This window comes from Streptomyces sp. NPDC047917 (genome assembly GCF_043204345.1).
Lineage (GTDB): Bacteria > Actinomycetota > Actinomycetes > Streptomycetales > Streptomycetaceae > Streptomyces > Streptomyces sanglieri.
The window spans coordinates 135,734-147,309 of the sequence record NZ_JBIDCA010000004.1; the positions used below are offsets into that span (position 1 = coordinate 135,734).

Annotated in this window: 12 protein-coding genes; 2 read left to right on the top strand and 10 right to left on the bottom strand. The window is 71.7% G+C overall.

Features of this window, described 5'->3' with window-relative positions:
* Position 1 precedes the first annotated feature (1 nt).
* Positions 2 to 988, bottom strand: a complete 987-nt coding sequence (locus ACGF8B_RS10430) for an ABC transporter permease (protein ID WP_392736674.1) — start codon at positions 986 to 988, stop codon at positions 2 to 4.
* Positions 988 to 2,598, bottom strand: a complete 1,611-nt coding sequence (locus ACGF8B_RS10435; protein ID WP_392736675.1) for an ABC transporter substrate-binding protein — start codon at positions 2,596 to 2,598, stop codon at positions 988 to 990. The genes ACGF8B_RS10430 and ACGF8B_RS10435 overlap by 1 nt, the downstream gene beginning before the upstream one ends.
* A gap of 298 nt (positions 2,599 to 2,896) precedes the next feature.
* On the opposite strand from ACGF8B_RS10435, the gene ACGF8B_RS10440 reads away from it, so the two are divergent.
* Positions 2,897 to 3,463 (top strand): DUF4291 domain-containing protein, encoded by a 567-nt coding sequence (locus ACGF8B_RS10440; protein WP_392736676.1) that lies wholly within the window; start codon positions 2,897 to 2,899, stop codon positions 3,461 to 3,463.
* 2 nt (positions 3,464 to 3,465) lie between these two features.
* On the opposite strand, the gene ACGF8B_RS10445 is transcribed toward ACGF8B_RS10440, so the two are convergent.
* The 3 genes from ACGF8B_RS10445 to ACGF8B_RS10455 all read right to left on the bottom strand — a co-directional run bounded on the left by ACGF8B_RS10445 (position 3,466) and on the right by ACGF8B_RS10455 (position 6,261).
* Positions 3,466 to 4,482, bottom strand: a complete 1,017-nt coding sequence (locus ACGF8B_RS10445) for a hypothetical protein (RefSeq protein ID WP_392736678.1) — start codon at positions 4,480 to 4,482, stop codon at positions 3,466 to 3,468.
* A gap of 75 nt (positions 4,483 to 4,557) precedes the next feature.
* Positions 4,558 to 5,574, bottom strand: coding sequence for an aminoglycoside phosphotransferase family protein (locus ACGF8B_RS10450; RefSeq protein WP_392736679.1), 1,017 nt, complete (start codon positions 5,572 to 5,574; stop codon positions 4,558 to 4,560).
* Positions 5,575 to 5,751: 177 nt separating this feature from the next.
* Positions 5,752 to 6,261 carry a DUF664 domain-containing protein gene (locus ACGF8B_RS10455; RefSeq protein WP_392736681.1) on the bottom strand — a complete coding sequence of 170 codons (510 nt, stop codon included), beginning with the start codon at positions 6,259 to 6,261 and terminating at the stop codon, positions 5,752 to 5,754.
* A 207-nt stretch (positions 6,262 to 6,468) separates the two neighbouring features.
* On the opposite strand from ACGF8B_RS10455, the gene ACGF8B_RS10460 reads away from it, so the two are divergent.
* Positions 6,469 to 7,410: an aminoglycoside phosphotransferase family protein gene (locus tag ACGF8B_RS10460; protein WP_392736683.1), complete on the top strand. Its 942-nt coding sequence runs from the start codon at positions 6,469 to 6,471 to the stop codon at positions 7,408 to 7,410.
* Here ACGF8B_RS10460 and ACGF8B_RS10465 read toward each other — a convergent pair.
* The 5 genes from ACGF8B_RS10465 to ACGF8B_RS10485 form a co-directional block, all read right to left on the bottom strand.
* On the bottom strand, positions 7,397 to 8,512 hold the full coding sequence (locus ACGF8B_RS10465) for a hypothetical protein (RefSeq protein WP_392736685.1): 1,116 nt from the start codon (positions 8,510 to 8,512) through the stop codon (positions 7,397 to 7,399). The two genes, ACGF8B_RS10460 and ACGF8B_RS10465, sit on opposite strands and share 14 nt — an antisense overlap.
* 173 nt (positions 8,513 to 8,685) lie before the next feature.
* The gene (locus ACGF8B_RS10470; protein WP_392736687.1) at positions 8,686 to 9,714 is read right to left on the bottom strand and encodes an MsnO8 family LLM class oxidoreductase; all 1,029 of its coding nucleotides are present in this window, start codon (positions 9,712 to 9,714) and stop codon (positions 8,686 to 8,688) included.
* Positions 9,715 to 9,813: 99 nt separating this feature from the next.
* Complete coding sequence (locus ACGF8B_RS10475; protein ID WP_259928889.1) at positions 9,814 to 10,005, bottom strand: DUF6381 family protein; 192 nt, start codon at positions 10,003 to 10,005, stop codon at positions 9,814 to 9,816.
* A 69-nt stretch (positions 10,006 to 10,074) separates the two neighbouring features.
* The gene (locus tag ACGF8B_RS10480) at positions 10,075 to 10,533 is read right to left on the bottom strand and encodes a hypothetical protein (protein WP_392736689.1); all 459 of its coding nucleotides are present in this window, start codon (positions 10,531 to 10,533) and stop codon (positions 10,075 to 10,077) included.
* 109 nt (positions 10,534 to 10,642) lie between these two features.
* On the bottom strand, positions 10,643 to 11,455 hold the full coding sequence (locus ACGF8B_RS10485) for a hypothetical protein (protein ID WP_392736691.1): 813 nt from the start codon (positions 11,453 to 11,455) through the stop codon (positions 10,643 to 10,645).
* Between the last annotated feature and the right edge of the window lie 121 nt (positions 11,456 to 11,576).

Below are 11,576 nucleotides of genomic sequence, written 5' to 3' on the forward strand. Positions count from 1 at the left end.
GTCAACTCCCGCGGACGGTGGACTGGGGGTCGGCGACGGCCACGGCCACGTCGACGACGAAGGTGATCAGCAGTGCGGCCGCCCCGTAGACCAGCACCACACCCTGGACCAGCGGGTAGTCCTTCTCGGTGATCGCCTGGACGATCGTGGTGCCGAGGCCGGGCCAGGCGAAGACGTTCTCGACCAGGACGGTGCCGGCGAGCAGCGAGCTGAAGAGCAGGCCGCCCAGGGTGAGCGAGGAGGTCAGCAGATTGGGCAGCGCGTGCCGCAGGTAGCGCAGCCGGGCCGGAAGCCGCTTCGCCCGCGCGGTCCGCATGTAGTCCTCGCCGAGCACCCGCAGCGTCTCCACCCGGACGATGCGCGAGAGCGATGCCGCCGGTACGACGGTCAGCGCAAGCACCGGCAGCACGTAGGAGTCCACACCGCCCCGGGAGGCGACCGGGAAGAGCGGCCAGGCCACCGCGAACGCCGCGATCAGGCCCACCGCCAGCAGGAATTCGGGCACCGCGCCCAGAAATCCGGTGACCCCGGTGAAGGCGAGTTCACCGCGCCGCCTGCGGCCGTCCTTGGTCAGCACCGCGGCCGTCATGCCGACGGGTACGGCGATCAGCAGGATCAGCGCGAACGCCGGAACGGCGATCTGCAGGGTGGCCGGGAGCCGGCCGGAGATGATGTCGGAGACCGGCATCTGCGCGCCGATCGACTCCCCGAGCCTGCCCTGGAGGAGATTTCCGACGAAGTCGGCGTACTGCTTCAGCAGCGACTGGTCCAGGCCCAGCGACTCCCTGCGGGCCGCGACCATGGCCGGGTCGGCCGTGGTGCCGAGAGCTGCCCGGACCGGATCGCCCGGAATCAGGTGGATCATCGCGAACGCGGCCGTGACCAGCGCCGCGAGCGACACCACCAGCCGCCAGACGCGGCGCAGGAGGAATCCGACCCAGGGGTTGCGGGCCCTCGCGCCCAGGGAGTTCATGGTGATCGTCGCCATCAGCCGGCGCTCCGGCGCAGGGTGCTCGGCACGATGCCGCTGCCGTCCACCTCGAAGGTGACGCCCTTTCCGTAGTACCGGTTCGCCTTGCTGACGATCGGCGCGATGTCGACGTGCTTGACCAGGGCGGCGTCGGCGGCTTCCCACAGGGGGCAGCCGGAGGCGCCGGGCTTGGCGGCGGCCCGGGCGATGAGCCGGTGGTAGTCGGGGTTGACCACGGAGCCGAAGTTGTTGCCCTTGGGCGGCGGCGGACCGTCGTAGAACTGGGTGAGCTGGTCGGGGAGGGTGACTCCGATGGGCGCCCAGGCGAGGTCCCAGTCGCCGCCGCTGAGCGTGCTGATGATGCTGCCGGAGCCGGTGGGCTTCGCCGTCGCCTTCACACCGAAGGACGTCCACTGCTGGACGGCGAGTTCGACCGCCGAGCCGACCTGGGGCCCCTGGTTGGTCGCGTAGTTGAGCCCGACGGCGAGCGGCTTGCCGTCCTTGGTCCAGGTACCGCCGCTCTTCTTCCAGCCGGCCGCGGTGAGGGCGGCGGCGGCCTGTGCCGTGTCGTGGGCGGGGAGGTTGCCCGTCACCGTGTCGCCGGTGCAGGGGGTGGGGGCGATCTCGCCGATGCCGGTGGCCGGCTTGCCCTTCCCGCCGGTGGCGACGCTCCCCAGCTGCTTCAGGTCCAGTACGGAGACCAGGGCCTTGCGCACCGCGGGATCGGCGGTCGGACGGCCGGCGGCCTGGTTGAACAGGAACTGTCCGAACAGCGCCGTGGAGCTGCGGTACTTCACCTTGGCCGCGTCCAGCCGGTCCTGGTCGGCGCCGTTGATGAGGGCGACGTTGATCTGGCCGGCCATCAGGAGATTGGCCGCGGTCGACTCGTTGGCGACCACCTTCACCACCACCTTGCCGGGCATGCCCGCCGCGGTGGACCCGCGGGGCCCCCAGCTGTATTTGTCCCGCTTCACGTACGTGTAGTGGTCGCCCGGAACCGCTTCGGTCAGCCGGTAGGGGCCGCTCGCGTTGGTGGCCCTGGCCAGCGCGGCCGGTTTCGCCAGGCTGTTCTTGCAGAGCAGCGGCAGCAGCCGGGACATCTGCACGATGAACGGCGCGGGCTTCGTGGTGGTGACGGTGACCGTCCGGGTGGCCTTGTCGGCCTTCGCCACGGCGGTGACGGGGACCGAGAGGCCGAGCATCGGCGACTGGTTCTTCGGATCGGCGATGTGGTTGTACTCGGCTGCCACGTCCTCGGCGGTCAACGGCGAGCCGTCCTCGCAGGTGACACCGGAGCGGATGGTGAACTTCGCCGAGGTGGTCGTGGCGGACCACTTCTCCGCCACTCCCGGCACCAGCGAGCCGTCGGCGCCGATGTGCACGAGTGTGTCGTACGCGAAGGAGTTCATCGCCAGTGCGGTACTGACCAGTGCTGTCGTGGGGCTGAGGCTGCCGGGGTCACCGGCGACGGCGACAACCACCGTCGACCCGCCTCCGCCACCGGCGGACGTGTCGCCGCCGCACGCGGCCGCGGTACCGACGAGGCCGAGCACCGTGACCACCGCGGCCGTCGTCCGGGTCCTGCGGGTCGTTCTGCTGCTGGTCTCCGTGCCTGCGGTGCTGGCCATGGTCACCTCCGAGGGAGCGGCACTCCGCCGCCGAGTGAGGGAACAGTAGGCAGTGGCGAACCGTCTCCGAGTGGTGGCGGCGGACAAAAAACCGGCTCCCCGACGGTGCTCCGCACCGAAGACGTACGCCCGGGCACAAGGACGGAGAGATTCCGTCGGATTACAGGACAGGGGGTCCGGCGCCCGATCCGGCGGTCGATCCGGCGGTCGATCCGGCGGTCGGCGAGTCCCGGAGTACGGATTCGGGGGCGCGGAAAAGCGATCGTGGTGGAGTCCGTCGCCTGGCAGCCTGTGCCGCATGACCCCCCAGCACCAGATACGGGCCGACCACGACGCCCGGACGATCGTCGTCTACCAGGCGTACTCACCCGCGGTGGCCGGCCCGGCCCTGCGGGCGAAACGGTTCGTCCCGCCGTTCTCGTTCAACCGGATGACCTGGATCAAGCCGTCGTTCCTCTGGCTCATGCACCGCAGCAACTGGGCACAGAAGTCCGGCCAGGAACGGATCCTCGCGGTTCGGATCACCCGGGCCGGATGGGAGGAGGCCCTGTCTCAGGCGGTGCTGACGACGTCCGATCCGTCAGCTGTCGCCCAGGCTCCGGTGCACGTCCAGTGGGATCCCGAACGCTCCATGCGGGGAGCCGCGCTCAACCACTACAGCATCCAGGTCGGGATCGGGCGCGGTCTCATCCGTACGTTCGCCGAGGAGTGGGTCGTCGACATCACCGATGTCACGCCCACGGTCCAGAGGATCGCGGCGCTCCGGCAGGGCGGCCGGAGCGCCCAGGCCCAACGGCTGCTCCCACCCGAGCGGATCTGTCCGGTGCCGGCGGCCGTCGCGAAGCGCCTCGGCATCGATGGGTAGAGCTACTGCATCACCTGGAGCGGGGTGTGCCCGAAGGACCGCTCGCAGGAGTAGACCTGCATGGTGTAACCGCGGCCGATGGTGATCCGGGTGGGCTCCTGCGGCTGCGGGTGGACCACTTTCGGCGCCGCGCGGGCGGCTTCGTCCTCGACGGGCCGCCAGCTCTGCTCGTTGTCCCACTCGCCGCTGTCGACGGTCAGCAACGGGCGGACCGGACCGCCGCAGTCCGGGCAGCCCATGGGCCACGGATCGCAGAAGCTCCAGTTTCCCCAGCCACCGATCTTCCATCCGGGTGCCACGGACAGGGCGTACTGGTACAGGTGGTCGCGCGTCTCCTCCCAGGCCCCGACCCGTTCGGCGAGTTCCTCGTCCAGTTCGTGGGATGCCGGGTACTCGGTGACCGATTCCGGGTGCAGGACACAGGGGCCGGGCAGATAGTTCTCGTCCCCGATCACCGATGGCTCGGGAGGTGTGGACAGCGCCGGTCCGGTTTCCGCGGTGTTCCGCCACACGAGGCGCACCAGGGGAAGGCAGTCGTCGCCGTGGTCGAACGGGCACCACAGCACCTGGAGCAGATCGGTCCCCCGCGGGCCCGGCCACAGGCTGTCGTCCTCGGCGGCCGGGAGGTCACGTGCGTACAGCTGGGCGACTGCCAGGAGGGGAACCGGCCCGTTCTGCGCGATGCGACGGCCGCTGTGGCCGACCCGGTCCACCACTTCCCGCTCCTGCGGGGTGAGGGTCAGGCGGGTTCCCTCCGCGCGTGCCCAGCCCGCGTCCAGGACACGGCGGCTGTCCCGCACCTCGTCGGGTGCGAAGCCGACGTGCCACGGACCCGCGTGCTCGGGACAGGTGGGCCACGGTTCGTCGCGCGGCCACAACAACGGTCCGCCTACGGAGCTGTCCCCGGCGGCCGGCTCCCCCGGGCGCGGGTGCAGCCGCACCGCCGTGCGTGCCAGCGGCACGAGCTCCGGGAACTCCTGGGTGACGTCGACCGGTCGAGGGGGCGTCGTACGGTGCATCGGAGCAGCGTAATTGCCGGTCCTCCGGCCGGGCACACCGCCCGGCCGGCCCGGTCCGCTACCGTGGCTCCGCCCCTACAGCGGTGGCTCGGCGAAGAGCTTCAGCAGCCAGCGCGCGCTCTGCGCGTCGCCGGCCCCACCGACAGTGCCGGACGCGCCGGGGAAGAGCCGTCCCCAGGAGCAGGCCCGTCCGATCGCCCCGAGGCGCCAGGCCAGGCTCAGCGCGCGCCGCAGTTCGGCCGTAGTGCGGCCGTCGCCCGTCCACTGTTCCAGGTAGGCGTCCCGCAGCCGGGGCAGAGCCTCGGTCCCGAAGCGTTCGCGGGCCGCGAGCGCGGGGACGAGAAAGCTGCCGAAGGGGTGTCCGACGGCCGCGTCGCCCCAGTCGAAGAACGTGAAGCGGCCCGGCTCCGGCGCGAAGAGCTGGCCGTCGTGCAGGTCGGCGTGGTCGAGCGTATCGGCGATCCCCACGCCCGCGAGCTCCTCGCACCACCCCACGAGCCGGGGCCGCAACTCGGCCAGGGCCCTGCGGTCGGCGGGCTCCAGTGCGCTGTTCGCGCCGACGAGCCGGTCGAAGGTCTCCGGGAGCGCGACGGTGCGCGCGCCGGGCACTCCGAGCCGCTCGATCTCCCCGGCGTACGGAACGAGCGCGCGTTGCATCGCGGCGTACTGCCGCAGCGGCTCCTCCCAGGCGCGCGGATCGAGCGCGGCCGGGGCCGCCGAGTCGAGTGCGTCACGCAAGAGCGTGCCGCCGTCCGGCAGCAGCGACCAGCCCCGGCCCGCGTCCACGGCGAGCGGCCGGAGCACGTGTCCGGGAACCCAGCGGGCCAGCGCCTCGGTCAGCCCCGCCTCGAAGGCGCCGGCGGGCGAGTTGGCCTTGAACCACACGGGGTCGCCTCCCGCCACGGGCAGCCGCACCAGCACCGACCAGGGCCGGAGCCTCACCTTCCGTGGCCCGGTCGCCCGCAGCCCGTGAGCGGCGAGCCCCCGCTCCGCCCACGCCAGGGCGTCCTCCCGCCAGGCCTCCTGTTCCCAGGGCGTCACCGCGTCCGGGTACTGACCCCGGTCCACCGAAATCGGTGCGTCGCTTCGCATCGCGCCATCCCATCACCGTGGGGGTGCGGCCTTCATCCGAATTTCCGGTGGAGCGCGGGGCCCCGGACCGTGCTCTCCACTCCGCGCGTCGCACGGGGCCGGGGCCCCGGGCCGCACGCTCAGCTCCGCGCGCCGCACGGGGCCGGGCCCGGCCCGGCCGGTGCCCGAAGGCCCGGTCTACCGGCGCTCCAGCGCTCCCCGGACGAAGGCGGCCTGGCCGGCGTGCTGCAGATCGTCCGAGACGACGCTGATCAGCCGGACCCCGAGGGTGACCGGCGGCGACCACGCCTCGTCGACGATGCGGTCGAGCGCCTTGTTGTCGAGCCCGCGCACGAAGGCGAGGGTCCGCTGGTGGACCGCGTCGTGGTAGCCGAGCAGCAGCTCCGCCGAGCCCACCCGCACGGCCGCGACATCCGCGCTGCTGTGTCCGTAGCCGGTGGCCCCCTTCGGGAAGGGCAGATCGAAGCGGGCGGCCCAGTCCTCGGAGAACCAGACCTGCTCGACACCGGACGCGTCGGAGACGTGGTCGTCCTGAACGCGGGTCAGGTGCCAGACGAGCCAGCCGATGGAGTTCGCCCCGTCGTCGAGACGGGCCTGGAGGTCGGCGCTCGAAAGGCCCTCGACCGCCGAGTGCACCGTCTCCCGGACGCGGGTGAACGCGTCGGTCAAAAGGTCAGCGCTTTTCATGCCCTCACCATCCCCGCTGCCGGCCCCCTCCCCCGCCATCGACACGCGCCGCGCACCGCGACCCACCCCGGTCGCGGACGGCGGCCTCCCGCACCGCTGCGGCGTTCGCATAGGCTGGCGGCATGCTTTGACGCATGCCCGGCAGCCGGGCACCACCGTGACCTCCCTCGTACCCGACCGTTTCCGGATCCGACGAAGGAGAGACCCATGAGTGCTTCCCACCCCATCGACGTCCCCGACGCGTTCGCCGCGTCCTACAGCGGCAACGGCGGTGCGTCCGCCCGCGCCTGGATCGCCGCACTGCCCGGGCTGGCCATGGACTTCCTGGACCGGTGGAGCCTGCGGCTGGACGGCCCCTCGGCGCACGGCATGGCCTCGCTGGTGCTGCCGGTGACCCGCGCGGACGGCACGCCCGCCGTGCTGAAGCTCCAGGAGGCCACCGAGGAGAACATCGACGCCGTGCCGGGGCTGCGGGTGTGGAACGGCGACGGCGTGGTGAACCTGCTCGACCACGACCCGGACACCGGCACCATGCTGCTGGAACGACTGGACGCCGCGCGTCCGTTGTCGGCGGTGGCCGACGAGACGGACGCCGTACAGATTCTCGCCGAGTTGCTGGCCCGCCTGGTCGCGGTGCCCGCGCCGCCGGGCTTCCGGCAGCTGGCCGACATCGCGGCGGCCATGCTCGACGAGGTGCCCGGCAGCGTGCCGCGGCTGCGCGACCCCGCCGAACGGCGGCTGGTGCGTACGTGCGCGTCCACCGTCGCCGAACTCGTCGGCGAACCCGGTGACCGCCTGCTGCACTGGGACCTGCATTACGACAACGTCCTCGCCGCGGAGCGCGAGCCATGGCTGGCCATCGATCCGGAACCCCTGGCCGGTGACCCCGGCTTCGACCTGATGCCGGCGATGGGCAACCGCTGGGACGAGGTCGTGGCCACCGGCGACGTGCACCGTGCGGTGCTCCGCCGCTTCGACCAGCTGACCGAGGTGCTGGGCCTGGACCGGCAGCGGGCGATCGGCTGGACGCTGGGCCGCGTCCTGCAGAACGCGCTGTGGGACATCGAGGACGGCAGGACCGTGCTGGAGCCGGCCCAGGTCGCCATCGCCACCGCCCTGTTGGCCCGGCCACGCCCTACGGCAGCCTGAACCGGCGCCGCACCTCGTCGAACAGGCGGGGGTGGTCGCTGCCGTACGTGGCCGCCGCGGCGTACAGCGCGTCGAGCGCGGCACGCAACGGCACCGGCTCCATCGCGTCGAACAGGGCGGGCATCGCCATGGCCTGCTTCAGAAACCCTCCCCGGATGCCGTCGATCGAGTCCACGAGGGTGTGCGGGATGGCCGGATCGGCGAAGAAGCGGTCCCAGCCGTGCCGGAGTTCGTCGAACGGCGCGGGCAACTCGTGTCCGCGGTCCATGGCTTCGAGCGCGGGCGCGATCCATTCGACGCCGTTCAGACCCGCTTCCGTGTACGCACGGTGGGCGGCCCAGCGGGCGATGGACCGCTGGGCCGCCGGTCCCGCCGCGTCCACCGCGTGCAGGAGGTCGCAGTCCAGGGCCCGCAGCCCCGCCACATTGCCGCCGACGTCCCGGAGCGCCTGGCTGGGCAACCGCCCGCCCCACTCCAGGGCTTCGAGACGCCGCTGTTCGGCCTCCTCGGCCCGCGCCTGCTCCTCCGCCCGCAGGCGCCGGGCCTCAGCGCGCTCTTCCGGCGACGGGGGCGGTGGCAGGGCGCGTGCCCACTGGTGCCAGTACTCCGCGGCGCCCGCCGTCCGCTTGACGATCTCGTCGGGGCGGGGCGCCGCCGGCCAGAACTGCAGGAGGTACTGATCGGCTGCGGCCTCACCGGAGAGAATGGCGAGCTCCTCCTCGCGGGCCCGGTCCATGTCGCGTCCGCAGTACCGGACCCGGTGGTCGGTCACGGGCAGGTCGAGCGACACGAGGGGGCCGTCAGCCCACGGCATGACGACCGTGGACCCGGAAGCGGGCCGGAACGCGGCCTCCACCACGTCCTCCCAGCTGTCGTCGAGCGGAGGGGCGGTGTCGTGCACCTCGACGGTCAGCCCCACCTCCCCGGTGTGCAGGCTCGTGATCAGAAACAGGTGTCCCGGCACGGCGGCCCCGCAGAGCCCGCCGACCTGCCCGGCGAAGCTCCCCGGCAGCCCGACGGATTCCGCTTCCCCGTCGGGCCTGCTCTCCACGTAGAACTGCCCGTAAGCGACGCGCAGTTCCCCGCTGTACACCGTTCGCATGCCCGTCCCTCCGCCGTCACGACATATCCGCTCCAGCGTATGCGGGCCGGTTCACCGTCCGGTTCGAGAACCCTCGGTGACAGACCCTCGGTGTCCGGTTCGAGAACCCCGGGTGACGGACCCCCGGTGTCCGGTTCGAGAACCCCGGGTGACGGACCCCCGGTCGCAGACCTTCACCGGGTTGCGGCGGGCTCTGTCCGGTGCGGGGTCAATCGTGCGATGCGGGCCAGGCGACGCAACGAGTCGAGCAGGGCGACCCGGTCGTACGTACTGGTCGTGACGAGCACCTCGTCGGCTCCGGTCTCCTCGATGACCGATCCGAGCCCGGCGGCCACCTCGTCCTCCGTGCCGTACAGGTGGCCGCGCATCCCCTTCTCGTAGAGGACTCGTTCCTTCTCCGTCATGGTCCGCGCCTCGATCCGGTCGGCGGGGGCGAGCGGCGGGAAGGAGCCATGGGTCCTGGAATGGGCCATGGACCATGCTTCCGGGATCAGGATCCGACGGGCCTCCTCCCTGCTCCCGGCCACCGCGATGGTCCCCGCCACGACGACGTACGGCTCCGCGCCCCAGGTGGAGGGGCGGAATTCGCTGCGGTAGCGCTCGACCGCGCGCAGCAGCTTCTCCCGGCCCCTGAGGTCACCGACCACCAGCGGCAGCCCGGCGGCGGCCGCGAGGCCCGCGCCCTCGCCGGTGGCCAGCAGGAACGGCGGGATGCGCAGCCCCTCGGCGGGGAGGGCATGGACCTGCGGGTGGGAGCGCTGTGTGCCGTCCAGCCAGCCGAGCAGTTCGGTCAGCTGTCCGGCGAAGTCCTCGGCAGCCGTCCTGTCCCGTCCCAGCGCCTTGCGGATGCCGTCGGTGAAGCCCACCGAACGGCCGAGACCCATGTCGATCCGGCCGGGGAACAAGGACTCCAGCACACCGAACTGCTCGGCCACCAGCAGCGGTTGGTGGTTGGGCAGCATGACGCCGCCGGTGCCGACCCTGATGGTGGCGGTGGCGGCCGCGACCGCTGCGGCCAGCACGGTCGGCGCGGAACCTGCGACGCCCGGCACACTGTGGTGCTCGGACACCCAGAACCGGTGGTAGCCGAGCGCCTCGGCCTCCTGCGCGAGGCGCACCGAGTCGCGCAGCGCCTGCGGGCCGTCGTGCCCCGTACGGATGCGGGAGCGGTCGAGGACGGAGAACCGGGTGGATGCGATCACTGAGCTCACATCGTTGTTCAACGTCCGGGGCGCGGCGGCATTCCCCGGGCTCCCGCGCGGGTGCGGGAACCCAGGGGGTGGCGCCGGGCTCTCCCGGCCTCACTTCATGGGGTAGATGTCCCCACTCGCCATGCCGCTGACCTGCTCGCTCTCCGATTCGATCCTGCGGGCCTTCTCCTTCAGACGCCGGCGCTCCTCGGGGTCGGTGGCGCGCTCGGCCTCGTTGTTCAGGTCCTTCGCCTTGGCTCGCATCTGCTGCACACGATTGCGCAGCTCGTCCGACTCACTCATGATCACTCCTTGGATGTGCGGGCCCCGCCACGGAGCCGGGCGTCGTCGGTACGCTCCCGGGCCGTCGGGTCAGCCCCGGGACCGGTGCCACGGGCATCTGGATGTGGCCGTGCGCGGCCAGCGGGCACGGGCCCCCAGGAAACCGAGGCCGATGCCCAGCATCCAGAAGTCCTTGGCGAGTGGGATGCCGTTCTGGGTGGGGCGAAGGCTCCCGGGCTCCCGCATCCCGGGAACCCGGAGGTACAGGCCGACCAGCCCCCCGGAGAACCCTGTCAGCGCCAGCCCGGCCAGCCGGGTCGGCACGAAGGGAGCGAGCAGCGTTCCCCCGACCGTGATCTCCGACCAGGCGAGCAGCCGGGTGAAGCGCTCCGGGTCGATCTTCTTCAGGAACGGATAGGCGACACAGGCCATGCCATGCACACCCTGGGCCGTCTCCGCGTCGGCCTTCAGTTTGCCCAGACCGGAGTTCAGGAAGAACGCACCGGTGGCGAGGCGAGGGGGGACATCGCGTGGTTCGAGAGTCGTCATGGGAGCCTCCGTCCCGTTCTGTTCCCCTCGTCGAGCTTAGCCAGTGGGAGCGGGTAGCGCTTCACAGGAGAAGGGGACCTGACCCGAACACGGTTCCGGATTCAAGGATTCAGTCCCCAGCGGGCCCGGGAGCGGCCGGGGCCGCGTTGCCCGTGACCGCGACCCGCTGCCCCCGGTCCGTGGTCTGCGAGACGGTGCTCAGGCAGCTTCCGGACGACGGGTCGGTGACCGTGGGAAGGCTGCCCGGATGGGCGACACCGGCCTCGGTGCCGACCGGTTTGCCGTACGTCACCGTGATCCGCTGGCCGCAGCCCGCGGAGAGGTAGGGCTCGATGAATCCCTGATCGGCGTTCTTGAACCGGCCCGAGGCCGATGGCAGCCCGAAACCGCCGATGTGCGCCACCGCCGCCCCGGTCGCCGTCTCGACGACGTCTCCCGTCATCAGCTGCGTCGCCCCGGTCACGTCGGCCCGCTTGAGCACCAGGGAGTACATCGTCCCCGGTGTGTAGCGGAATCGGACGGCACAGCTCACTCCGGCACCGCCGTCGGCTCCGTAGGTGCAGTGGTCGTCCGTCGTCGTGGCATCGGCGTTGAATGAGCTGAAGACCGCCTGGAGCACGCGGTTGCCGTTCGCGTCCACGGGCTTCGGCTGGAAGCCGGCATAGGGGCGTGTGCCGCTCTCCAGGGTGGTGTAGTACGCGAAGTAGACACCGGAGGCGTCCGGCGCGGAGTCCACGGACATCGGCAGTGTCAGTGTGGACACGGGTGTGGGCGCGTTCGTGGTCCAGCGGAGGATCGGCGTCGAGGCCCAGGACTGTCCCGCCGCGCCGACCGCGAGCAGCGTGGTGGCGGCGAGGACCGTCCCCGACCTCGTCAGGCGGCGCAGATGCCTGCGGGAGGCGGTGACGGAGCAAGATATCAATGGCGTGTTCATGTCATCTCCTTGGCTGGTCCACCGGGCTGACGACGCGCTCTCTCGTTGTGTACGGTGTTGCGGCTTCTTGCCGCATCGGGCGTTGCGGTCTCTTGCCGTGTCAGGCGTT